The sequence below is a fragment of the Streptomyces sp. NPDC047315 genome, assembly GCF_040643215.1.
Classification (GTDB): domain Bacteria; phylum Actinomycetota; class Actinomycetes; order Streptomycetales; family Streptomycetaceae; genus Streptomyces.
On sequence record NZ_JBEYTZ010000022.1, the window covers coordinates 21709 to 44660 of the forward strand.

Genomic DNA, 22952 nt, shown 5'->3' on the forward strand with positions numbered 1-22952 from the left:
CAGGAAACCGGCGATGGTTTTCGGGGCGCGGGGGACGCCCCTGGCCGCAGGGCACTGCGGGAGCAACTGCGCGGCAAGCCCGCCGGGCGGACGGGCGGCTCGCGTACACAAGGAAGTGAGGGGATCGCGCAGTGCGGATCTACATCAGCGCGGACATGGAGGGCGTCACGGGACTCGTCGACTCCGCCGACGTCCAGCCGACCGGGCGGGACTACGAGCGCGGGCGGCTGATGATGGCCGAGGACGTGAACGCCGCCGTCCGCGGCGCGCTCGCCGCGGGCGCCACCGAAGTCACCGTCAACGACGCGCACGGCCCGATGCGCAACGTCCTGCCCGAGTCCCTGCACCCCGCGGCCCGGCTGATCCGCGGACGGCCCAAGCACATGGGCATGCTCGAAGGTCTCGGCGCCGAGCACGACGCCGTCGTCTGCGTCGGGTACCACTCCCGCGCCGGCGCGCTCGGCGTGCTGAGCCACAGCTTCATGGGGCACGAGATCGAGGACATCTGGCTGGACGGCCGACCGGTCGGCGAGATCGGTCTCGCGCACGCCACCGCCGCCGCGCTCGGCGTGCCGGTCGCGGTCCTCACCGGTGACGACCGGGCCTGCGCGGAGATGGCGGAGTGGGACGACTCGGTCAGGACCGTGGCCGTGAAGTACGCGCGGGACCGGTTCGCCGCCGAGCTGCGGCCGGTGGAGGAGGCCCGCGCGGACATCGAGGAGACGGTACGGGCCGGTCTCGCCGCACCTCCCAAGTCCCCGGCGGCCGTGGCGGATTCGTGCACCCTCGCCGTCCGCTGGCAGTCGGCGTCCGTCGCCTCGACGCTTCAGGGGATCCCCGGCGTCACGTCGACGGACAGCCGCACCGTCCAGGCGCGGGGCGCGCTGCCCGGGCTGTACCGGCAGTTCGGGGTGTGGATGCGGGTGGCGTCGTCCCTGACGAACCAGCCGCCGTACTGTTGATGCGGACCCGTACTGCTGCTGCGGGCCGTACTGTTGCCACGGCCCGCGCAGCTGTCCCGCGGGGGTGCTCCCAGGTCCAAGATCGTCTGCTTGATCCGGTCTTGTTCGTCCCCGCCGTTCTCAACTGCTCCCGCGGGGCTCCCGCACCTCCAGCACCACCGCCGCCCCCGAAGCGCCACGGCCCTCGTGCAGCGCGATGCGCTGCCCCGCCCTGACGTCCGTCCACAGCTGCGGGGTCAGTGGCGCGACGCGCCCCGCAACAGTCGCCACAGCAGCCATGCCTGCCCCAGCCCGGCCGCGGTCTGGAGCGCGAGTTGGGCGTGGCCGTGCACCGGGAGCGTCATCAGCGGTACGGAGCTGGGGAACACCGCGAGCGCCAGCCAGATCCCCGCGAAGCCGACGTCCCCGTACAGCATCAGCAGTTCGATCCAGAGCGCGAGGCCGATGACGACCGCGGCGTACGCCGTCGCCGCCGCCATGGCGACCTTGCCCCGCTTGAAGCGGTACACGTTGGACCGCATCAGTGCGAACGCGCTCATGTGGATTCCTTCCCCCCTGCGGCCCGGGCCCCGTTCCGGCCCTCCGACCTTCGTTGCCCTTGATCCAATCCCGGGCGGGGCGGCGCGGCATGAGCCCTCGTACTCACACCGCGTGAGTAGGCGCCGTCACGGCCGCCAGGCGCCCGCCGCCGCGACGCGTACCACGTAGTCCTCGAAGGAACGGGCCGGCCGGCCCAGCACCGCGGCGACGTCGTCCGTCGGATCGGCGAGCAGTCCGCGCTCCATCAGGACGAACATGTCGACGACGTGTTGCGCGTCGTCCTCGCCCCACCCCTCCTCGACGAGCCCTGCGACGTACTCGTCCGCGGAGACCCGGCGGTACGCGATGGGCCGCCCGCTCGCCCGGGCGATCAGCTCGGTGGCCTCTTCGAAGGTGATCGAGCGCGGTCCCGTCACGTCGTACGCCTTCCCGGCGTGCCGGCCGGGCTCGGACAGCACGGTGGCCGCGACGTCGGCGACGTCCTCGACGTCGATGAACGGGTCGGGCACCGCACCGGCCGGGAGCGCCAGTTCCCCGGCGAGCAGCGGGGCGTGGAACAGGTCCTCGTCGAAGTTCTGCGCGAAGTTCGACGGCCGCACCACGGTCCACTCCAGCGCGGAGCCGCGCACGGCCTCCTCCGCGGAGCGCATGTCGAGGCCGAACGCGGTGTCGCCCCAGGTGTCGGAGCCGCGTCCGGACAGCAGGACGAGCCGCTGCACTCCGGCGGCCTCGGCCCGGGCCACGAACTCGTGCACCGGGCCTGGCACGGTCGGGGGCACCACGTAGACGGCTTCGGCGCCGCGCAGGACGGCGTCCCAGCCGCCGGGCTCGGACCAGTCGAAGGGCGCCGCGCTGGTCCGGGAGGCGGCACGCACCGGGGTGCCGCGCAGCCGCAGCCGGGCGGCGACCCGTCGGCCGGTCTTGCCCGTTGCGCCGAGTACGAGAGTGTTGACGTCGCTCATGACTCGATTGAACACGGCGGGATCGGACGATCCCATGGGTGAGAAGCCGGATTGCCTGTGTCATCGTCCGAGCCGATCGAGATAGCCTCACCAGGGTGGACGTGTTCAGTGATCTGATCCGGGGGGTGCGGGCCCACGGCTCGCTGTTCGGCAGTTCGACCCTGTCCCCGCCCTGGGCGCTGCACTTCGTGGACGGCGCGCCGCTGACCCTGTGCGCCGTGTTGAACGGGTCGGGCTGGATCGTGCCGGAGCACCATCCGCCCGAGCCGCTGCGGGCCCGCGAGACGATCGTGGTGCGCGGGCCGGCGACGTTCACCTTCGTCGACGAGGTCGGCACCCGGGCGGAGCCGGTCGAGTGCGGCGAGTTCTGCGCGACGCCCGAGCACGGCGGGACGCGCCACCGGATCGGCTGGCACGACCCCGTCGAAGATCCCGCCAGGAGCGCCCACGCGGAGGAGGCCGGCGCCGGCGCGGGTGGTGCCGGCGCGACGACCCTGATCGTCGGCGCCTATCCCGTACGCGGCGAGATCAGCCGTCGGCTGCTGGAGGCGCTGCCCGTCGTGCTGCGCGTGCCCTCCGACGGCCCCGCCGACGCCGTACTGGACCACCTCGCCGAGGAGGCGGCAGTCGACACCCCGGGCCAACAGGTCGTGCTCGACCGCCTGTTGGACTGGATGCTGGTCTGCACGCTGCGCCAGTGGTTCGACCGCCCGGGCGGCAGGTCACCGTCCTGGTGGGCGGCCCAGCGTGACCCGGTGATCGGCGAGGCGCTGCGCCTGCTGCACGCCGAGCCCGCGGCGCCGTGGACGGTCGGCGCGCTCGCCGACCGCACCGGAGTGTCCCGTTCCACCCTGGCCAAGCGCTTCACCGACCTGGTGGGCGAGCCACCGCTGACGTACCTAACCCGCTGGCGCGTGACGCTCGCCGCGGACCTCCTGGTCGAGCAGGGTTCCGCGACGGTCGCGGAGGTAGCCCGCAGTGTGGGGTACGCGGACCCGTTCGGCTTCAGCGCGGCGTTCAAGCGCGTCCAGGGCGCCAACCCGACCGAGTTCCGCCGCACGGCGCTCTCCCCGACGGCGGACCGCGCCGTTCCTTGCCGGACGCAGCCCACGGCGCCGGCCCCGGCCGGCTCCACCGCCTGAAGGCGCGGGCGCCGCGCAGGTCTTGTCCGCGAGGCCCCGTGGGGCAGTGCCGCGCCTTGCTGGCGCGGTGGCGCCGTGCGGCGTGCTGCGGTGTGGCGTCTGCGGCCCGTCTGTGGCTTGTCGCGCAGTTCCGCCCCCTACGCCCAGAGGGCGTGGGGGGACCCCCAGCGCCACCTGATTCGCTGCCCCCGTCACTTGTCTGCGGGCTGAGGACAAGGGCTTTAGGGGCGCGGGGAACTGCGCGAGAACCATCCACGGTCCGCAGCGACCAACGCTCCCCCAGGGAAACGGCGGCTACGTCCAAAGGCGCAGGGACGCGCGCGGGGCCTCGCGGACAGGGCCTGGGCCTGTCCTAGGCTCAGGCCATGATCGAGACCGAGCGACTTCTGCTGCGCCCCCTGCGCGTCGAGGACGTGGAGGACTTCGTCACCCTCCACTCGGACCCCCGCGTGAACCGTTTCGTCGGCTCCTACACCCACCAACGTGCCCTGGAACGCCTGACCGACGTCGAACGTCAGTGGACGCAGCGCGGGCACGGCCTGTGCGCCATCGAGCTGAGGTCGAGCGGGGAGTTCATCGGGCGGACGGGCCTCAACTACTGGGAGAACTACGACGAGGTCGAGCTCGGCTGGACCCTGAAGGTCGCGGAACGGCTCGGCTTCACCCCCCTGCGCGAGGACGAACTCTTCGGCGACCCGGTCACGGTCTTCGCCTGCCCACGGCCTGCCGGGGCACAGTCGACTCGTTCAGGAGAATTGGCGGATTGATCCGCCCCTGCCGTACGGCGGCCAGCCCGGGTCGCCGGTGCGGGCGAACGCGACCCATGCCGCGTGCATCTCGTCCGCCAGAGCCGCCAGAGCCGCCGGCGACCCGGCCGTCCCCGCAGGCTCGCGCTGCCCCAGCAGTCCCCGCCGGCCGTACAGCGCCGGCAGGTCCAGGCGGTCGAAGACGAAGGGGAGTTCCACCGTGTGCGCGGCGCCGAGCAGGCCGTCGACCGCGGGGGAACGCCAGGTGAACTCGTAGACGTGGGCGCGGCCGTGCGCCTCCGCCAGCCGTCGGCTGCCCGCGCCGAACAGCGCGTCGCCGAGGATCGCCGAGCGCACCTCGCCGGGGCCGGCGTCCGGGTGCCGGGCGCGGTGGGCCGCGACGAGCGGGGCGGCGGAGCCGTGCGCGGCGGCGGTGGCGCGTACGTCGTCCGCGGTGGAGCTCGTCAACTCGCCCTGGGGTACGAGGTACAGGTTCCCCTCCTCCGCATTGGTGCCGATCAGCAGGTCCACGTCGGCGAGTGGGCTCTCGGCCGGCTGCCGCGCGAGGACGAGCCCGAACGGGCTGAGCCCCATCAATGGGTCCGCCCGCGTCGCCGTCCGCAGGTCGAGACCGCCGAGTTCGGGCACGACGTCGACGAACTCCTCGTCGGGGACGCCCGCGAACGCCGCGGCCGTCGGCGCGACGCCGAGCGCCGCACCGGCCTTACGCGTCACCCGCGCGGCCTGCTCCAGCGAGAACGCGCCGAGTCCGCTGCCGCTCTGCACGATCGCCCGCCGGAACAGCCCGGCCGCCGCGGGCTCGGCGAGGACGGCGCCGACGATCGTGGCCCCCGCGGACTGGCCGAACAGGGTGACGTTGCCGGGGTCGCCGCCGAAGGCCGCTATGTTGCCGCGGACCCAGCGCAGCGCGGCGACGACGTCGAGCAGGCCGCGGTTGGCCGGCGCGCCGGGCAGGTCGAGGAAGCCCGCGACGCCGAGACGGTAGTTGAGCGTCACGAGGACGACGCCGTCGCGGGCGAACGCGGCGCCGTCGTACAGCGCGGCGCCGGCCGAGCCCGCCACGAACCCGCCGCCGTGCACGTACACCATCACCGGACGCCCGCGGCCCTCGCCGGCGCCGCGCGGCGCCCACACGTTCACCGTGAGGTGGTCGTCACCGCGCACCCAACCGGGGCCGAAGTACGGCGACATGTCGAGCGCGCCGAAGCCGTCGCGGCGCGGCTGCGGGGCGCTGGGCCCGGGGGTCAGGGCGTCGCGCACGCCCGTCCACGGCTCGTGGGGGCGGGGCGGCGCGAAGCGGCCGGCACCCAGCGGCGGTGCGGCGTAGGGGACGGCGAGGAACCGCGCCACCTCGCCACCGGCGTGTTCGGTGAGTACGCCGCGGACGCGGCCTTCCGTCGTGGTCACGACCAGATCGGACACGGTTCTCCCGTTCTCTTTCGCAGTGCGGTTGGGGTGTCGTGGTTCAGATGTGGTCGAACGGAGCCCACGCCGCGATCGCGAACGCGTCGCCGTCCCGGACGACCTCCGCCCCGCCCGACGCGCCAAGGTGCGCCGGCAGCACGAGCGCGTTGGTGTCGCTGGCCCTGCCCAGCAGGCGGCGGCGGGTGGCCCGGGCTTCGGCCGGGTCCTCGCAGAAGCAGCTGTTGGTGTCGGGCGAGACGAACTGGAGCGGGGTGTGCAGCAGGTCGCCGACGAACAGCGCGCGGTCGGCGCCCGACTCCAGGGCCAGCACCGAGGAGCCCGGCGTGTGGCCCGCCGCGAGTTCCAGCCGGAGGTTCCCGTCGATGGTGTGGCCGTCGTCCCACAGCAGCGCCTGCCCCGCCTCGTACACCGGCGCCACGCTGTCCTCGAACACGTTCTGGTTGCCCCGCCCCACCTTCGAGGCGTGGCCGTTCTCCGGGTTCCAGAAGTCGAAGTCGCGCCGCGGCAGCAGATACGTCGCGTTGGGGAACGTCGGCACCCAGGTGCGGTCCTCCAGCCGGGTGTTCCAGCCGACGTGGTCGACGTGCAGATGCGTGTTGACGACCACGTCGACGTCCTGCGGCTGCACGCCGGCCTTGGCGAGTTCGTCGAGGAAGCCGGTGCGCCGCCGGCTCCAGATCGGCGCGTAGGGGCGCTCCTTGTCGTCGCCGATCCCGGTGTCGACGAGGATCGTCGCGCCCTCGCTGCGCAGCAGCCACGTCTGCACCGCGTTGACGCACACGTCCGCCGCGGAGTCGACGAAGTCCGGCTCCAGCCAGTGGCCGTGCTCGCGCCACGCCTGCTCGGGCGCCTCGGGGAAGAAGTCGGCCGGGGCGATCCCGATCGGTCCGTGGAACTCGACGATCCGAGTGATCGACACGTCACCGAGCACGATTTCCTGTTGCTGCATGGCTGGTCCCGTCCGTTGGGGGTGGTGGAGTCCTGCCAACCTCGCCGTGGACCGCCACCAACACCAGTCCCGCCTCGTGCACACGCGCAGCCTGCCTACGCGCCTCGTGCCTACGCACAACAGGGGCAGGCTGTCGGCCGGGCGCGCCGGCATACTCGACGCCATGGCGAGTTCCCAGCAGCTCAGCGAGTTCCTGCGGGCCCGACGGGCCCGGGTGCGCCCCGCGGACGTTGGCCTGCCCGAACTGCCGGGCGTACGGCGAGTGACGGGCCTGCGCCGCGAGGAGCTGTCGCAACTGGCGGGCGTCAGCGTCTCGTACTACACGCGCCTGGAACAGGGCCAGTCGATCAACGCGTCCGACGGCGTCCTGAACGCCCTCGCCACCGCCCTGCGGCTGGACGAGCACGAACACGCCCACCTGCGGGAACTCGCCGCGCAGCGCCCGCGCCCGCCGCGGCGTCCGCCGGCCGAACGCGTCGACCCGCTCAGCCGTGACCTGCTGCGTTCGGTGGGCCACACCCCGGCGCTGCTCCTCGGCCGCCGCAGCGACGTCCTGGCCTGGAACCCGCTGGCCCACGCCCTGCTCGCCGGCCACCTCTCCCCCACCGCCCCCGACCGCCCCGAGGACCGCCCCAACCTCTCCCGCATGCTGTTCCTCGACCCGCACAGCCGGGAGCTGTACGTGGACTGGGAACGCAAGGCGCGAGCGGTGGTGGGCAGCCTCCGCCAGGTCGCCGGCCGTCACCCGGAAGACGCGCTCCTCGCGTCACTGGTCGGCGAACTCTCCATGGCGTCGGCCAAGTTCGCCACGTTGTGGAGCGATCATCGGGTCAAGCCGTGTGAAGCGGAAGCGTACCGACTTCGCCACCCCGTGGTCGGCGAGTTGACGGTCACCCAACAGATCCTCGTCCCCGCCCGCTCCCCGGACCAGTCCCTCGTCCTCGTGACGACCGAGGAGGACTCCAGCTCGCAGGACGCGCTGGTGCTGCTGCGCGAGTACGCGTCCTGACCGGTCGCCCGTCCCACCGCTCGTCCGGCCGCCCGTCCGTCACTCGTCGAGCTGCCGGCGAATCAGCGCGTCGAGCCTTCGCCACGCCGGGGACGCGTCGCTGACCGCGCCCTGGATGAGCCCGGGATCTGGGATGCCGCGTCCAGTTGTGGCAGTTCGCCGCCGGGCCCGTAGCGCTCCCGGGTCGCCGCGCCGATCCGACGGGCGAGGTCGTCGATGCGGGGGTCGTCGGCGGCGAGGTCGTACGCGGCGTCGTAGTCCAGGAAGAGCCGCCGCAGCGCCGGCTCGGCCAGGCTCTCGCGCTGGTCACCGAAGAGCACGGGCGCCTGGTCCGGGTGGGTGGCGAAGACGAGGATCCACAGGTCCCGCTGGAGGTCGACCCACCGCTGACTGAACCCCCAACTCTCCAGATCCGCCAAGTGGGCAACGACGTCGGCCGGCAACGGCACCAACTGCCCGCCCGCGAGCCGCCCCAGCCGCTCCCGAGTCGCCTGCAAGCCGCGGATCCGGGCGAACAACGAGTTGATGGCCTCGGGCACGGCATCGGGCCTGACCGCCGACGCCGCCGCCCGCGTCGTCGCGAAGGCCGTGACGGCACGCAGACCGCGCACCCGCTACACCGCCGGCCGGGACGCCGCCCTGATCGTGCACCTGGGCCGACTGCTGCCCGATCGCACGCTCGATCGCCTCCTCGCGGCCAACCTGCGTCGCCACCACCCGAAGCAACCCAGCGCCGCGCGCCGGGGCCGTCGGGTGGGACGCGCCCTTTGTTGACCCAGTGGTCGGGGCGGGCGCCCCGGCCGCGTAGGTCACGGAGGTGGCTTCAGGTCGCGGCGCCGTCGCGACCGACGACAACGGGGAGTGGGGGCACCTCCCGGGCCGAAGGCCCAGGGGGAGCGGTGCCGGGGCACGCGAGCCCAGCAAGATCCGTAAGACAGGCCCCGGGTCGCTGCCGCCCCTCTGACGCGTTCAGCTCCGTCACTCAGCGGGGTGGCCAGACCGCGGCGGCGGCACGGCGGATCGCGGCGACGGCGGGGCGGTCGCGGTGTGCGGCGGCCCAGGCGAGGGCGGACGTGCTCGGCGGAAGGTCGGTGACGTCGACGTAGCTGACACCTGGCCGCGGAAAGAACTCCCGGGCCGCGGCGGGCAGGAACGCCATTGCCGCACCTTCCGAAACGACGTGCAGCAGCCCTTCCATGTCGGACACGATCGGCCCGTATCGGACGACGGAGCCGTCCGGACGGGGGTCGACGGCCCAGAAGTTCCACCACAGCCGCGGGAGCTGTGCGGGAAGGTCCACGACGGGGTGGCCGGCGAGTTCGGCCAGGCTGACGGCGGAGCGGGAGGCCAGCGGGTCGGAGGCGGGCAGGCAGGCGACGCGCGGCTCGGTGGCAAGGTGCCGGGTCTGGATGCCCGACGGAACCGGCGGGCGCAGGAACGCCACGTCCACCTCGCCGTCGAGGAGTTCCCGCACGTGATCCGCGAGGTGCTGGTTGCGCAGCTCCACGGTGAGTCCGGGGTGGCGGGCGCGCACCTCCGCCAGGATGACCCGCGCGTGCTCCATCGACGACTCGGCGCCGATGGACCCCACCACGAGCCGCCCCGTGAGTTCGCGGTGCTGTGCGTCCGCGGACCGGCGCAGCCGTTCCATCGCCTCGACGACCTCGTGGACCTCCGGCAGGAGCGCCCGGCACGCGGTGGTCACCTCCACGGTGCGGCTGTTCCGTACGAACAGTCCGATTCCCAGATGCCGTTCGAGTACGGAGATCTGGCGACTCAGCGCGGGCTGCGTGATGAACAGTCGGGCCGCCGCCCGGCCGAAGTGCAACTCCTCCGCCACGACCAGCAGCAGCCGTAACTGGTGCACGGTCGGCTCCGAGCGGGGCGCGGTGGAGACGGGAGCCGGGGCACTCCCTCCGTCGCCCGCCTTCGCGTCCGTCATAACAGGAAGTCTATGGATCGCGTGTGTTTTGTCATTGGCAGAATGCGGCGGCCCGAGCCTGCTTGCGGCAAGGATTTGCGACGTACAACACGACCGTTCCGAGGGCCGGTTCAGCCCGTATCGGCGCTGCCACGGAACACGGGGCGAGGCCCCCGACGCACGGAGGAAGTTGACAGAGAGGCAGAGCGAACTGATGACGGAGCCACAGAAAGACGGGGGAACAGTGGCCGGCATATGGCGAAAGGTGACGGGCAACAGGCGTCGGCTGGCTGCCGGGACGCTCGTCCTCTGCGCGGTGCTGGCGGTCCCGCTGACCGTCCACGCCGTCTCGGAGAGCGACGGCACGACCGGCGCGAAGGCCGACGGCGCGCGTCCCGACAGTGACTCCGGGCGCCCGGACCGGGAGCCGACCCGCCAGGAGAAGGACTCCCTGTACCGGGCCGAGCAGCTTCTGCTCCGCGACTGCATGCGCCGCCACGGCTTCGTCTACCAGCCCGTGCCGAAGAATCCGGTGCCGGAGGCGCGGGAGTTTCCGTACGTCGTCGATGACGTCGCCTGGGCCCGTCGACACGGCTACGGCAGCGACATCGACCGCGAGTCGGCCCGGCTGCGGGATGCCGACCCCAATCAGCGCTACTTCCAGAACCTGCCGCCCGAGCGCCGAGCCGCCGCGCTGGAGGCGGCCAACGGACGGCGGCCCGTGGGCCTGACTGCGAAGAACCCGGACGGCACGACCCTCACGCGCAGCGACCAGGGTTGCCGCACCGATGCCGAACGCGCGCTGTACGGCGACGTACAGCAGTTGTTCCAGGCCCGGTCCACCGCTGGGGCGCTGCCGGACGTGCGCAGGAGCCGGGTCCTGGCCGACCCCCGGTTCGCCAAGGCGACCAAGCCGTGGGCTCGGTGCATGCGGGCGGCGGGCCACCCCTACGACACCCCGGCCGACCTTCGCCAGAAACTGCCGTCGAGCGACCGGCCACTGCCCCGGCAGCAGGAGATCCAGCTGGCCGTGGCCGAGGCGACCTGCGCCGGCACCTCCGGCCTCGCCGAGACGGCCGCGTCACTGGACCGGCAGTACGACCACGAACTCCGGCAGCGCCACCGAGCCGACCTGGAAACCGGGTACCGGCTCCAGCTCGCTGCCGTGCCCCGCGCCCGCTCCGTCGTCAAGTGAGCCGGAGACCGACGCGCGGGAGATCACGCGGGCACAGGGCCTGCGTGGACGTCCACCCCAGGAGGGGAACACGATGAAGAACAGGATCGCGCTGGCCGCGAGTGCGGCGATCGCAGCGCTCGGGCTGATGGCCTTACCGCAGGCGGCCCAGGCGGACGACGCGCCTGCGGTGCCCGCACCGAAGGCGGAGGCCCAGCCGCCGGCTGCGGCAGCGGATGGCCACTTCTACCTCTACAACGGATACTTCTTCACCGGCGCGCGGGCCGGGTACTTTGGAAACGCCTCCAACTACGGCAGCTCCGACAACACGGCGTCCTCGCTGTGGAACAACGGCTATCCCGGAGCTCTCGATGACGTGCGGGTCTACCTGGACGCGAGGTACGCGGGCCCCAGCAGGGGCATCCACAACGGTGTTGCCTTGGCCGATCTGCAGCAGTGGAGGTACGACGGCACCAACCGGTCGCTGGACAACAGCATCTCGTCCCACAAGTGGGTCGACCTATAGCCACCGCCCCGAGCGCTGACGGCCTCCGGGGGAAGCACTCGCCCGCGCCCCCCGGCAAGGTCTTCACCGCCCTGCATACCTAGCCGGCCGGGGCCCGTAAGAAGGGGCCCCGACCGGCGTGTCCCGCGATGCAGCGGAACCCGGTCGAACCTTGTAGGACAAAATTTGGCCTAGATGGGTCCTAGTTTGCCGGCAACCGATGCCTTCGAAGGGACCCCGATGCCTGAGCAGACCAACACCGCGCCGCAGGGCTACACCACCGTTGCGCCCTGGGTCGTCACCGGCGACACAGGAGCGTTCCTCGACTTCGTCACCCAGGCGTTCGACGGGGAGGAACTGTCACGGGTGACGACCGAAGACGGTTCGATCGGCCACGCCGAGATCCGGGTCGGCGACACCGTCGTGATGGCCTTCGACCGACGCACGGACTGGCCCGCCATGCCGAGTCTGCTGAACGTGTTCGTGGCCGATGCGGACAAGACGTGTTCGCAGGCCGCCGAAGCCGGCGGCAGGGTCGTCACGCCCCCGGCCAATGACGCGTTCGGGCAGCGGGGAGGACGCGTCAAGGACCCCTTCGACAACATCTGGTGGGTCACCAGTCATCTGGAGGACCTCTCCGACAACCAGATGTGGGAGCGGCTTCAGGACCCCGTGTACGCCGAGGCCATGCGCGTGGCCCAAGAATCACTGGACGCCGAGCTCAGCGGCCGACGCCGGGGCCGCAGCAGCGCCCCGGTGGAAGCCACCGGCTGACCGCCGCAACCTGGCCGGGCCTGCGTCACAAAGGCCCGGTCAGCCGCGTCGTCCCAAGGGCGGGGTGTCGAAGAGAGCCAGTTCGTCATCGTCAGGCGCCTGGAAGAGTTTCACGTACTCGTCCAGCAACTCGCGGCTGATCGGGACGGTCCCCTGTCCACCCTCCCGGCTTCGGGCTTCGAGTCGGCGGCACAACTCATCGGTCGACGCGGCAAGGTAGTGCAGTTCGACGGGGATGCCGAGCGCGCGTGCCGCCAGACGCTTCTCGTCCCGCTCGGAGCGAGCCCAGAAGCCGAACTCCAAGATCACAGCCTGCCCGAGCCGCAGCAGTTCCTGGGCATGAGCCCAAAACCGCCTCTCCAGCCGGTCACGCGTCCGCTCGTCGAAGAGGTCGACACCGAGGTCCTCCAGCCATTCGTCCGGACACAGACGCACCGCCGGAATCTCTCTCGCCATGCGCTTGGCCAGCGTCGTCTTCCCGGAGCCGGGAAGCCCGCACAGCAGGATCAGCCTGGGCCCAGGACTCGCGTCCATCAAAAACCTCCCCAGCACCGCAGCAAGGTCATTCGGACATGCTCGCGCAACCGCTCCGGCCAACGGAACCGGATTGCGAGCCCATGACCGCATTCTCCATGCGCTCGCCTCGGCGACGTCCCTCCCGCGGCGCGTCGCCGTCGCGGGAGGGACGCCGAAGGCTCACGCGACGGGCGCCCCGGCCGCGAAGGTCACGAAGCATGACCATGCGGCGGTGGGGACGAACAGGGCGGGGCCGTGCGCGACCTTGGAGTCACGTATGCCGATGTGGGTGGCGAGGTCGGCGACCTCGACGCAGCTGTTGCCGGTGTCGCCGCTGTACGACGACTTGAACCAGGCGACCTCTACGCAATCATTGCCGGTGCCGTCGCTGTAGGACGACTTGAACCAGCTGCTGATGGCGTCCATCTGTATTGCCGGCTTAGTGTTGATGGCTCTACTACCTTCTCGTTAGATCCTTCACGAAGTTGATGGTTTCCTCGACCCCAAGGGCCACGCCCACCATCGCGTCGAACCGGCGATTGAACCGGCTCACCTGCTGTGGTTTGTCGGAGGTGGAGATCGCTCCCCATGCGTTGTCCGTCTGAACGCGGGAAGGCAGGTCGCCCAGGTCGAGGATCCGAAAATCGTGGACCGCCCGGTACCCCCGTGCGAACGGGAGGACTTGTATCGAGATGTTGCCCATCTCGGCAAGGCGAATGATCTCCTCGTACTGCCCTCGCATGACGTCGTCCCCGCCAACGGGGATACGCAATGCCGCCTCGCCCAAGATGATGCGCAACCTCATCGGGTCCTCGCGCGCCAGAACCCTACGCTTGCGTTCCATCCGTAGTTCGACATTGCGGGTGACGAACTCGGTGGTCGTGTCCTCCACGGGACGAGTCAGCTCGTAGATTGCCTTGGCATACTCCGGTGTCTGGAGAATGCCGTACACGACCGTGGGGTGGTACGCCGTGATGGCGACCGCCTCAGCCTCCAAACCCACGAAGTGCGGCATCCCCGGCGGCATGAAGCTGCGGTACTGCGTCAGCCAATCCTCGTTCGGCGCCTCGCGGTTCAGCGCAACCAGCTCTTCGATGAGCTGTTCGTCCGTCACGCTGTACCGCTTCAGGAGCGTCCGCAGGACACCCACGTTGCGGCGGAAGTTCAGCTCGCCGAGTTCGATCCGGGTCAGGGTCGCCTCGGAGAACTCCTTGATGCCGCGGACCGCCTCCTTACGGCTCATCCCCCTGCCGCCCGCTCGCTCGACCGGTGGACAGTTCTCCCGTAATTGCCGGAGCTGAATGCCTAGTTCCAGGCGACGCCCTGTCGCCCCGCGTTTGGCTCCCACTGTGCACCCCTCCAGTGCCCTTGTGCATGTTCAGTATGACGTTGTGCAGGTCCGTTGAACCCCTGCGCAGGCGGTACAGGCCGCTGAGCACCTCCCCGCATAGTCCACTTTGGCCACTAGCTGGTTATTCAGCGGTGTTCTAGTTGCGGCTCGTTCCGCCTGGCCGTCACGGTAGTTGAGGAAGCCCACGCAGGTATGACCTTGCGAGATACAGCACTCCGCAAGGTGTCTTTTCGTACGCCTGCGCGACACCACCACAGGCATGCGAGAGGACGCCGCCATGCCCCTCACCACCAAGTGCCCCGGCTCCACACCGGTGGCCGGTTTCGACATGAAACTGAACCGATCGACCAAGGCCGGGGAACCGCTCAGCGACGAGGACCGGCTCTGGCCCGGACTCATGCGTCACGCGGCCCGCGCGCACGCCACCCTCTGGCGGCTGGACCACCTCGTCGACACCGTGGACGTACTCGTCTCCGAGTTGGTCACCAACGCCCTCCAGCACGGCGAAGGCTCCGTCGAAGTGCACCTCTGGCGCACGGACAGCCGGCTGCTGATCGAGGTGGGCTCCGCCAGCCCGCGCGTGCCGCGCGTGCGCGACGCGTCGCCGTACGACGAGAACGGGCGCGGGATGCATCTCGTCGCCCTGCTCGCCGACGGGTGGGGCGTCACCGCCGGCGGTGCGTGGTGCGCGCTGCGGCTGGACGGGGGCGGCGCGTGATGCCCGCGGACGACCTCGCCTCGCGGGTACGCGCTCTGCGGGACCTGGACGCCAACGGAGACGCGCTCGTACCGCTCGGCGGGCGGCTCTTCGACGTCGTGATCAGCGCGGCCGGGCAGCGCGGGCACGCCACCGTTGCGACGGTCGAAGCGGCGCAGACGTACGGCTGCGGACCGGTCATCGCCGACGTGCGCCGGCCGTGGCTGTACTGGCTGGTGCCGCCCGGCACGACAGCGCAGTGGGAGCACCATCCGTACGGCGTGTGCGTCGGCGCGCCCGCGGAGATCGTCGTGCCGGCGCTGACCCAGCGGCGCCCGAGCGGCGGCGCGTACTGGTTACGCCCCTGCCGCGGACGCCTCCTGGTCTCGCCGAGCGCGCTGCGTCGCGCCCTGTACTCCCACCAGCCCCGCCCGACGCCCCACCGCTCCGTACGGGAAGCGCTCGGCGGCCCGAGGTGAGGACTCAGCTCACCCCACCCAGAGCCCCTCCCCTGTCAGCCCCAGCAACTCGATCGCGTTGCCGCGCACGATCCGTTCCACCACGTCCGGTGCCAGGTGGCCCATCTGCGCCTCGCCGACCTCCCGCGACTTCGGCCAGGTCGAGTCCGAGTGCGGGTAGTCCGTCTCGTACAGGACGTTGCCGACGCCGATCGCGTCGAGGTTGCGCAGGCCGAACGCGTCGTCGAAGAAGCAGCCGTAGACGTGGTCGGCGAAGAGTTCGGACGGCGGGCGCAGGACCTTGTCCGCGACGCCGCCCCAGGCCCGGTTCTCCTCCCAGACGACGTCCGCGCGTTCCAGGATGTACGGGATCCAGCCGATCTGGCCCTCCGCGTACATCACCTTCAGGTTCGGGAAGCGTTCGAACTTGCCGCTCATCAGCCAGTCGACCATGGAGAAGCAGCAGTTCGCGAAGGTGATGGTGGAGCCGACCGCGGGCGGGGCGTCCGCCGAGGTGGAGGGCATCTTGGAGGAGGAGCCGATGTGCATGGCGATGACCGTGGACGTCTCGTCGCAGGCGCGGAGGAAGGGGTCCCACTCGTCGCCGTGGATCGACGGCAGGCCGAGGAAGGGGGGTATCTCGGAGAACGCGACCGCGCGCACGCCGCGTGCCGCGTTGCGGCGGACCTCGGCCGCGGCGAGGTCGGGGTCCCACAGGGGGATGAGGGTCAGCGGGATGAGGCGGCCCTGCGCATCGGGGCCGCACCACTCCTCCACCATCCAGTCGTTGTAGGCGCGCACGCACAGCAGCGCCAGCGTGCGGTCCTTCGCCTCGGTGAAGGTCTGGCCGCAGAAGCGGGGGAAGGTGGGGAAGCAGAGCGCGGACTGGACGTGGTTGACGTCCATGTCGGCGAGGCGCTGGGGGACGTCGTACGAACCGGGGCGCATCTGCTCGTACGTGATCACCTCCAGCTTGATCTCGTCGCGGTCGTAGCCCACCGCGGTGTCGAGGCGGGTGAGGGGGCGGTGCAGGTCCTCGTAGATCCACCAGTCGCCGATCGGGCCGTCCTCGCCGGGCGCGCCCATGACGGGGGCGAACTTTCCGCCGAGGAAGGTCATGTCCCGCAGGGGGGCGCGGACGGTGCGCGGGGCGACGTCCGCGTACTTCGACGGGAGCCGGTCCCGCCAGACATTGGGGGGCTCCACCGTGTGGTCGTCCACCGAGATGATCTTCGGGAAGGTCTCCATGGGTTCACGGTAGCGAGAATCTGACGGTTCGTCAGCTCCTTGGGGCGCGGGAACTCGGACCCCCGGGCGGGTCAGGCGACGAGCAGCCGCAGGCCCAGCTCCGCCGCGTCGTGGGCGACGAGGTCGCGGTTGCGCTCGGCCCAGCGGCCCGACGCGAGGTCGTCGCGGAGGTCGTGCACCACGCGCCGCTCGACCTCGGGGCCGACCCTGGTCCACACCGACACCGCGCGGCGCACGTGCTCGTCCAGGTACGCCTCGGGGCGGCGCCAGTGGGCTTCGAAGAAGCCGTCGGCGCAGTCCCACGGGATGAGCACGGGCTCGGCGCGGCCCCCGATCGCGCGGGTGAGGTCGGCCAGCGAGGGCCAGTCGACGAGGAGGTCCGCGAACTCGGGCAGGTAGTCGCGGGTGAGCCAGAACCGCTCCAGCCAGCCGGGGCTGCTGGCGTCGTACGTGAAGACCACCACGCGCCGCGCGACCCGCCGCATCTCGCGCAGCCCGGCGATCGGGTCCCGCCAGTGGTGCACGGTGCTGAAGGCCATCGCCGCGTCGAAGGACTGGTCCTCGAAGGGGAGGCTCTCCGCGGCGGCGGCCACGCAGGGGGCGGCGTCGGCGGGGCGCTGGGCGCGCATGACGGCCGACGGCTCCACCGCGGTGACGTCGCGGTCCGGGGGCTCGTAGGAGCCGGTGCCGGCGCCGACGTTCAGCACCGTACGCGCGTCGCCGAGGGCTTCCCAGACCTTCGCGGCGATCCGCGGCTCGGTGCGCCGGGTCGCCGCGTAGGCGCCGCCGATGGCGTCGTACAGCTGCGCGCCGAACACCTTCAACTGCTCCTCGGACGTCGTCTTGACCCCCATGGCGCGGGCCTCCAGTTCCTTGTCGATGGCCGCCACGGTGGCGGCGGCGCGGTCGCGCTGCTCCAGCAGCAGGCCGCGCAGTCGGTGCAGATGGGCGAGGGCGTCGGTGTTCGGGTCGTCGACCAGGTCCGCGATCTCGCGCAGGCCGAAGCCGAGCCGTCGGTAGGCGAGGACTTCCCGCAGTCGCTCCACGTCGGTGGGCGAGTACGCGCGGTAGCCGGCGCCGGTGCGCGCCGACGGTCGGACGAGGCCGATCTCGTCGTAGTGGTGCAGCGTGCGGACGCTCACGCAGGCCAGCTCCGCCACCCGCCCCACGGTCAGGTGCTCCGCCGCCAGATGTTCCACCGGGTGTTCCGCCACGCCCCGACCATGCGCCATCACGTCACGTGAGGGTCAAGCCCCGCCCCGCCGTGATCGCCCGCTTCCGCCCGTCGAACACCCCGGCGAACCCTGTGAGCCTCCTGTGTATGGTGCAGGCGGAACTGACCAATCCGATCCACCAGGGGGACCCCCACCATGCCCGCGACCAGGAGGAAAACCCGGACCGCGGCCGTCGCCGCAGGCGTCGCCGCGCTCGCGCTCACGCTCGGTGCGTGCGGCATGGAGACGACGGCGCCGGCGAGCGCGCGCGGGGACGCGAAGGGCAAGCCCCCGGCCGGGCAGGTCGACTGCGAAGAAGTGAAGTGCATCGCGCTGACCTTCGACTCCAGCCCGGGCAAGAAGACGCCGGAGCTGCTGGACTACCTGAAGAAGGAGAAGGTGCCGGCCACCTTCTTCGTCCTCGGCAACAAGCACCTGACGAAGTGGCCCGACGTGGTGAAACGATTCGCCGACGAGGGTCACGAGGTCGCCAACCACACCTGGACCCACCCCCGCCTCGACAAGCTCAAGAAGGACGAGATACGCGAGGAGCTTGAGCGCACCCAGGTCGAGCTGGAGAAGATAACCGGGCAGAAGCCCAACCTGATGCGGCCCCCGCAGGGGCGGATCAACGACGACGTGACGGCCGTCTCCAAGGAGCTCGGGCTGGCCCAGATCCTGTGGAACGCCACCGCGAAGGACTACTCGACCACCGACTCGGCGCTGATCGAGAGCCGGATACTCAAGCAGGCGAAGAAGGACGGAATCATCCTTCTGCATGACATTTACGACGGGACGGTTCCGGCCGTTCCCGGAATTGTGACCGAACTCAAGAAGCGGGGCTACACCTTCGTCACCGTCTCCCAGCTCCTGGCGCCGGCGAAGCCCAACCCCGGCGAGATCTACCGACCTTGACGTCTTCCCGCGGGAGGCCCGCGGAAACGGAGTCACCCCTCGCGGATGTGGCGGAAGATCGCCAGATGGCGTTAAGACGCCGGGTTCGCCGGGCAAGGAGCCGAATGAAGCGCTCCGGTGGCTGACGGAGTCACCGCGCACAAGGCAGACTGTCGGGGGCTAACCGGAAGTTGGGGCAGGGGGCAGCATGGACCGTGACCGCGGGCCGCGCGTTCCGGAGCAGCGCGCTCCGGCACCCAGCGAATCCAGGGAGATGGGTGGTGCCGTCGACCTGCGCTTCAGCGTGCTCGGGCCGGTGCGCGCCTGGCGGGCCGGGGAAGCGTTGGAGCCCGGGTCCCCGCAGCAGCGGGCGCTGCTGGCCGCGCTCCTACTCAGAGACGGGCGCACCGCGACCTCGCGCGAGCTGATCGACGCGATCTGGGGCGAGGAACCGCCCCTTCAGGCGTTGGCGACGATTCGCACGTATGCGTCGCGGCTACGGAAGATCCTTTCGGCGACGACGCTGATCAGCGAGGCCGGCGGCTATGCACTGCGGATAGAGCGGGATGCGCTCGACCTGTTCGTGGCGCAGGAGTTGGCGGGCGCGGCGGAGAAGGTGCGCGCGGCCGGTGACCTCAATCAGGCGCGTCTGCTGGTGAACAAGTCGTTGGGGCTGTGGGACGGCGAGCCGTTGGCGAACGTCCCCGGGCCGTACGCGGAGACCCAGCGCACCCGGTTGGAGGAGTGGCGCCTCCAGCTCCTGGAGACCCGACTCGACCTCGATCTGGAGGTCGGCGCGCACGCCGAGGCGATTTCGGAGCTGACGGCGCTCACCGCGGCGCATCCCTTGCGGGAGCGGCTGCGGGAGCTGCTGATGGTCGCGCTGTACCGCAGCGGCCGACAGGCCGAAGCCCTGGCGGTGTACGCGGACACCCGCCGGCTGCTCACGGAGGAGCTGGGGGTCGACCCGAATCCGGAGCTGGCGCAGCTCCAGGAGCGGATCCTGCGGGCGGACGCGACGCTGGCGCCGCCCACCGAGCAGCATTCCGCGCCGCCTCCGGTGTCGTGCCCCGCGCAGCTTCCGGCGACGGTCCCGGACTTCACCGGCCGGGCCTCCTTCGTACGGGAGTTGGGCGGCCGGCTGGCGTCCGCCGACGGTGCCGTGATGGCCGTGTCGGCGTTGGCGGGCATCGGCGGGGTGGGCAAGACGACGCTCGCGGTGCACGTGGCCCATGAGGCCCGACCGCACTTCCCGGACGGCCAGTTGTACGTGGACCTCCAGGGCACGAGTGTGCGGGCGGCCGAGCCCGAGGCGGTGTTGGGCGCCTTCCTGCGGGCGCTGGGCACCCCGGACGACGCAATTCCGGACACCTTGGCGGAGCGCGCGGCGCTCTACCGGTCCACGCTGGCGGGCCGTCGGGTGCTGGTGCTGCTCGACAACGCGCGGGACGCGGCCCAGATCCGGCCGTTGTTGCCGGGGACGGCGGGGTGCGCGGCGCTGTTGACGAGCCGGGTGCGGATGGTCGATCTGGCCGGGGCGCATCTGGTGGACCTCGATGTGATGTCGCCGGAGGAGGCCCTTCAGCTCTTCACCCGGATCGTGGGACAGGAGCGGGTCTCGGCGGAGCGGCAGTCCGTGTTGGACGTGGTGGCGGCGTGCGGGTTCCTGCCGTTGGCCATTCGGATCGCCGCGTCCCGGCTGGCCGCGCGGCGTACGTGGACGGTGTCGGTGCTGGCGGAGAAGCTGGCGGACGAGCGGCGGCGGCTGGACGAGCTGCAGGCCGGGGACCTGGCGGTGAAGGCCACCTTCGAGTTGGGGTACGGGCAGATGGAGCCCGGCCAGCGCCACGCGTTCCGCATCCTGGGCCTGGTCGACGGCCCGGACATTTCGCTCACGGCCGCGGCGGCGGTCCTCGCGCTGCCGGTCCAGCACACGGAAGACCTGCTGGAGTCCCTGGTCGACACCTCGCTGTTGGAGTCGGCCGCCCCCGGCCGCTACCGGTACCACGACCTGGTACGGCTGTACGCGCGCGCGTGCGCCGAGCGGGACGAGGGCCCGGAGGAGGGCGAGGCGGCGCTCAAGCGCCTGCTGGACTTCTACCTCTCCACCTCGGTGCGGGTGTACGCGATCGAGCGCCCCGGCGACCGACTGGTGCACCACGTCGGACCCACGGTCCACGAGGGCATCCCCTTCGTCGACCAGCGCCAGGCCCAGGACTGGCTGTACGCGGAGGCGAACAACCTGCTGGCGTCCGCCCGGCAGGCCACCCACGGCCGACGGCTCCAGCTCGCCGCCGACCTCCTGTGGATCACCCAGGACCTCTCGGAGTCCGGCGCCAACGCGAAGCTGTACGAGATCGCGGCCCTCACGGTGCGGGACGCCGCGCACGAAGCGGGCGACCTGCGCACCGAAGGCCGGGCGCGCGTCGCGATGACCAACGTCCACCTGGTGACCGGGCGCTACGACCAGGCCGACGACGAAGCGCGGATGGCGGCCGACCTCGCCCGTACCGTCGGCGACCCCGCCCCGCTCTACTGGTCCGACAACGACCGCGGCATCATCGCGCTGAACGAAGCCCGTTACGAAGCCGCGGCCGAGTTCTCCCGCCGGGCCCTGGAAGGCGCCCGACGCGACGGCAGCACCCCCACCGAGGGCAGCGCCCTGTGCAACCTCTCCCGCACCCAGGTCGGGCTGGGGCGCATGGACGAGGCGATCGAGACCGCCGAGCAGGGCGTGGAGGTCTATCTCAAGCTGGGGAACGCCTTCCGGCTGGCCAACGCCCGCTACGCGCTGGGCATCGCGCTCACCCAGGCCGGACGGCACACGGACGCGCTGGAGCAGTTGCTGGAGGCGCTGGAGCTCTTCGAGGTGAACCGGCAGCGGCTGTGGGAGGGCACCACGCACTTCCGCATCGCCCAGGCCCACCTGGAGGCGCGCCGGCTGGCCCGCGCCGCCCAGCACTGCGAACAGGCCCTCGCCATCGGCTGCATCGGCGGCGACCGCATTCGCGGCATGGTCCTCATCACCCTCGGCCGCGCCCTGTCCGGGCTCGGCCAACCCGACCGCGCCCGCGCCTGTCTGCTGGAGGCGAAGTCCCTGCTGGAGTCCTGCGGCGCCCCGCAGGCGGAAGAGGCCCGGCTGCTGCTGGCACCGCTCGGCACGGGCTGACGCGGCCGTACAGCGGCGGTCCGGGCCAGCCCGGGCCGCTCCGTGCCTTGAGGCAGGTTCCGCTTGCCCTTCCGCTTGCCCCTCCGGTTCTGCTTCCGGTTCCGGTTGCCGTCCGGCCGCCGGCCCTCCCCTGCCCCCAGCTCTGCCCTCAGAGCTGCCCTCGTGGCTGCCCCCAGGGACTGTCCTCGCGGCTGTCCTCAGCTGACCTATTTCCTGGTTCGGTCTCAAAGGTCCGGGGACTGTGCAGCTTTCGTCAGGGCCCGTTGCAAAAACCCTTTGGGGGTGTGGAAACTGGGCCCCTGTCGCGTAACGTGCAGAGAACGACAGGCCGTTCGGGTCCGTACGATCCAACGGCCCGGCTCAACGGTCGGGTCCAACGGGCCCAGTGGTCCGGTTCAGTGGTCCGTGTGGGTGACAGCCCGCACGACGTGAGGAAGCGCCCAGGGGGCGCGCGAAGCGAAACGGGCGTGCGCGGTAGCGCACTTCGGGCGCACAGCTGGGCGAGTGCGACGCGGCACACGGCGCTCCATCGCCGTCGTCCCTGCTCAGCGGCATTGTGACAGCATCCTGCCTGGACGTTCATCGAATGTTTATGCCGTTCAGTCATGCTCTCTTCCAGTCGATCCGTCGCATCGGGGGGCAGACGGATCGCGTGGGGCCTCCTCCTCTCCGGGGGGTGAGGAGAAGGTCCCCCGGCCTTCCGTCCGGGGACCCTCGGGGGAGTCTCCGGCCGGAAGGCCGGTTCTGGTTGATGGAACGACAGCACAATGCATGGGGGCAGAACATGACACAGAAGAACACGAACACCAGCGCCGGTGAGTTCATCACCAGCAGGGGCGCGGCCCAGGTGGCTCCGGCCACGGCTTTCGAGGGCGTCTCGCCCCGGGAGCGCCACAGCCCTGCGCCACCCGCGCCGCCCGAGACGGCGACCGCGACCGCGACCGTCGATCAGGCCGAGACGTTGGCGCCTCAGGAGCGCCACAGCCCGACGCCGACCGCACCCACCAACCCGACCGACCCTACGATCCCCACCGCTCCCACGACGCCGCCGGTCACCCCGGCCGACGCCCAGGTGGACGCCACGACTGACGCCCCGGCGGAGGGGGGCGCCCCGACTGCGGACACCAGCGGCTCTCCGGTGGTCAAGCTGGAGGACGAAATCGTCACCATGGAGCGGCACTCGCCGACCCCGCCCCGCGACTGAGGCGGCACCGGCTGCACGACCTCGCCCGTCACCCCCTTGACCAGGAGTGACGTCGAGCACAACCACAGAGA

General features: G+C 71.4%; 24 protein-coding genes. 13 read left to right on the top strand and 11 right to left on the bottom strand.

The genetic code is table 11. The annotated features are described in order from the left end of the window. Nucleotides 1-131 precede the first annotated feature (131 nt). Nucleotides 132-962 carry a M55 family metallopeptidase gene (locus tag ABZ842_RS24345; RefSeq protein WP_361540342.1) on the top strand — a complete coding sequence of 277 codons (831 nt, stop codon included), beginning with the start codon at nt 132-134 and terminating at the stop codon, nt 960-962. A gap of 236 nt (nt 963-1198) precedes the next feature. On the opposite strand, the gene ABZ842_RS24350 is transcribed toward ABZ842_RS24345, so the two are convergent. Both ABZ842_RS24350 and ABZ842_RS24355 read right to left on the bottom strand, forming a co-directional pair. Continuing rightward, on the bottom strand, nt 1199-1501 hold the full coding sequence (locus ABZ842_RS24350) for a hypothetical protein (protein ID WP_361540345.1): 303 nt from the start codon (nt 1499-1501) through the stop codon (nt 1199-1201). A 126-nt stretch (nt 1502-1627) separates the two neighbouring features. Then, nucleotides 1628-2464: an NAD(P)H-binding protein gene (locus ABZ842_RS24355; protein WP_361540348.1), complete on the bottom strand. Its 837-nt coding sequence runs from the start codon at nt 2462-2464 to the stop codon at nt 1628-1630. A gap of 95 nt (nt 2465-2559) precedes the next feature. On the opposite strand from ABZ842_RS24355, the gene ABZ842_RS24360 reads away from it, so the two are divergent. Together ABZ842_RS24360 and ABZ842_RS24365 are read left to right on the top strand one after the other, a co-directional pair. Further along, nucleotides 2560-3606 (top strand): AraC family transcriptional regulator, encoded by a 1047-nt coding sequence (locus ABZ842_RS24360; RefSeq protein ID WP_361540351.1) that lies wholly within the window; start codon nt 2560-2562, stop codon nt 3604-3606. A 365-nt stretch (nt 3607-3971) separates the two neighbouring features. Further along, nucleotides 3972-4373: a GNAT family N-acetyltransferase gene (locus ABZ842_RS24365; RefSeq protein ID WP_361540354.1), complete on the top strand. Its 402-nt coding sequence runs from the start codon at nt 3972-3974 to the stop codon at nt 4371-4373. Here the strand turns inward: ABZ842_RS24365 and ABZ842_RS24370 are convergent. Continuing rightward, nucleotides 4353-5780 (bottom strand): carboxylesterase family protein, encoded by a 1428-nt coding sequence (locus tag ABZ842_RS24370; protein WP_361540357.1) that lies wholly within the window; start codon nt 5778-5780, stop codon nt 4353-4355. The two genes, ABZ842_RS24365 and ABZ842_RS24370, sit on opposite strands and share 21 nt — an antisense overlap. A 58-nt stretch (nt 5781-5838) precedes the next feature. Continuing rightward, nucleotides 5839-6747 carry an MBL fold metallo-hydrolase gene (locus ABZ842_RS24375; RefSeq protein WP_361540360.1) on the bottom strand — a complete coding sequence of 303 codons (909 nt, stop codon included), beginning with the start codon at nt 6745-6747 and terminating at the stop codon, nt 5839-5841. Nucleotides 6748-6910: 163 nt separating this feature from the next. Between ABZ842_RS24375 and ABZ842_RS24380 the strand changes: the two genes are divergently transcribed. Then, nucleotides 6911-7756, top strand: coding sequence for a helix-turn-helix transcriptional regulator (locus ABZ842_RS24380; RefSeq protein WP_361540363.1), 846 nt, complete (start codon nt 6911-6913; stop codon nt 7754-7756). Between the two features lie 62 nt (nt 7757-7818). On the opposite strand, the gene ABZ842_RS24385 is transcribed toward ABZ842_RS24380, so the two are convergent. Next, nucleotides 7819-8295: a MerR family transcriptional regulator gene (locus ABZ842_RS24385; protein ID WP_361540366.1), complete on the bottom strand. Its 477-nt coding sequence runs from the start codon at nt 8293-8295 to the stop codon at nt 7819-7821. On the opposite strand from ABZ842_RS24385, the gene ABZ842_RS24390 reads away from it, so the two are divergent. Then, nucleotides 8282-8530, top strand: coding sequence for a hypothetical protein (locus tag ABZ842_RS24390; RefSeq protein WP_361540369.1), 249 nt, complete (start codon nt 8282-8284; stop codon nt 8528-8530). The genes ABZ842_RS24385 and ABZ842_RS24390 overlap by 14 nt on opposite strands. Nucleotides 8531-8738: 208 nt before the next feature. Here the strand turns inward: ABZ842_RS24390 and ABZ842_RS24395 are convergent, their stop codons facing one another. Continuing rightward, nucleotides 8739-9698, bottom strand: a complete 960-nt coding sequence (locus ABZ842_RS24395; protein WP_361540372.1) for a LysR substrate-binding domain-containing protein — start codon at nt 9696-9698, stop codon at nt 8739-8741. A 244-nt stretch (nt 9699-9942) separates the two neighbouring features. Between ABZ842_RS24395 and ABZ842_RS24400 the strand changes: the two genes are divergently transcribed. The 3 genes from ABZ842_RS24400 to ABZ842_RS24410 all read left to right on the top strand — a co-directional run bounded on the left by ABZ842_RS24400 (nt 9943) and on the right by ABZ842_RS24410 (nt 12130). Further along, nucleotides 9943-10872, top strand: a complete 930-nt coding sequence (locus tag ABZ842_RS24400; RefSeq protein ID WP_361540375.1) for a hypothetical protein — start codon at nt 9943-9945, stop codon at nt 10870-10872. Nucleotides 10873-10945: 73 nt separating this feature from the next. Further along, entirely contained in the window at nt 10946-11377 is a 432-nt protein-coding gene (locus ABZ842_RS24405; RefSeq protein WP_361540377.1) for a peptidase inhibitor family I36 protein, read from the top strand. Nucleotides 11378-11596: 219 nt separating this feature from the next. Continuing rightward, nucleotides 11597-12130 (top strand): VOC family protein, encoded by a 534-nt coding sequence (locus tag ABZ842_RS24410; RefSeq protein ID WP_361540380.1) that lies wholly within the window; start codon nt 11597-11599, stop codon nt 12128-12130. Nucleotides 12131-12169: 39 nt separating this feature from the next. Here ABZ842_RS24410 and ABZ842_RS24415 read toward each other — a convergent pair whose 3' ends face one another. The 3 genes from ABZ842_RS24415 to ABZ842_RS24425 form a co-directional block, all read right to left on the bottom strand. Further along, nucleotides 12170-12664, bottom strand: a complete 495-nt coding sequence (locus tag ABZ842_RS24415) for an ATP-binding protein (RefSeq protein WP_361540383.1) — start codon at nt 12662-12664, stop codon at nt 12170-12172. A 162-nt stretch (nt 12665-12826) separates the two neighbouring features. Beyond that, nucleotides 12827-13072, bottom strand: a complete 246-nt coding sequence (locus ABZ842_RS24420) for a DUF397 domain-containing protein (RefSeq protein ID WP_361540386.1) — start codon at nt 13070-13072, stop codon at nt 12827-12829. 31 nt (nt 13073-13103) lie between these two features. After that, on the bottom strand, nt 13104-13889 hold the full coding sequence (locus tag ABZ842_RS24425; protein ID WP_361540389.1) for a DUF5753 domain-containing protein: 786 nt from the start codon (nt 13887-13889) through the stop codon (nt 13104-13106). A 385-nt stretch (nt 13890-14274) separates the two neighbouring features. Between ABZ842_RS24425 and ABZ842_RS24430 the strand changes: the two genes are divergently transcribed. Both ABZ842_RS24430 and ABZ842_RS24435 read left to right on the top strand, forming a co-directional pair. Next, nucleotides 14275-14715, top strand: a complete 441-nt coding sequence (locus ABZ842_RS24430; protein ID WP_361540392.1) for an ATP-binding protein — start codon at nt 14275-14277, stop codon at nt 14713-14715. Continuing rightward, nucleotides 14715-15173 (top strand): hypothetical protein, encoded by a 459-nt coding sequence (locus ABZ842_RS24435; RefSeq protein WP_361540395.1) that lies wholly within the window; start codon nt 14715-14717, stop codon nt 15171-15173. Before ABZ842_RS24430 ends, ABZ842_RS24435 begins: the two co-directional genes overlap by 1 nt. 9 nt (nt 15174-15182) lie before the next feature. On the opposite strand, the gene ABZ842_RS24440 is transcribed toward ABZ842_RS24435, so the two are convergent. Together ABZ842_RS24440 and ABZ842_RS24445 are read right to left on the bottom strand one after the other, a co-directional pair. Then, on the bottom strand, nt 15183-16400 hold the full coding sequence (locus tag ABZ842_RS24440; protein ID WP_361540398.1) for an amidohydrolase family protein: 1218 nt from the start codon (nt 16398-16400) through the stop codon (nt 15183-15185). Between the two features lie 71 nt (nt 16401-16471). Beyond that, nucleotides 16472-17560 carry a MerR family transcriptional regulator gene (locus ABZ842_RS24445; protein WP_361540692.1) on the bottom strand — a complete coding sequence of 363 codons (1089 nt, stop codon included), beginning with the start codon at nt 17558-17560 and terminating at the stop codon, nt 16472-16474. Between the two features lie 210 nt (nt 17561-17770). Between ABZ842_RS24445 and ABZ842_RS24450 the strand changes: the two genes are divergently transcribed. From ABZ842_RS24450 to ABZ842_RS24460, 3 genes are all read left to right on the top strand, one after another. Further along, nucleotides 17771-18529: a polysaccharide deacetylase family protein gene (locus tag ABZ842_RS24450; RefSeq protein ID WP_361540400.1), complete on the top strand. Its 759-nt coding sequence runs from the start codon at nt 17771-17773 to the stop codon at nt 18527-18529. A gap of 187 nt (nt 18530-18716) precedes the next feature. Further along, the gene (locus ABZ842_RS24455) at nt 18717-21677 is read left to right on the top strand and encodes a BTAD domain-containing putative transcriptional regulator (protein ID WP_361540403.1); all 2961 of its coding nucleotides are present in this window, start codon (nt 18717-18719) and stop codon (nt 21675-21677) included. A 784-nt stretch (nt 21678-22461) separates the two neighbouring features. Continuing rightward, complete coding sequence (locus ABZ842_RS24460) at nt 22462-22881, top strand: hypothetical protein (RefSeq protein WP_361540406.1); 420 nt, start codon at nt 22462-22464, stop codon at nt 22879-22881. Nucleotides 22882-22952: the final 71 nt, after the last annotated feature.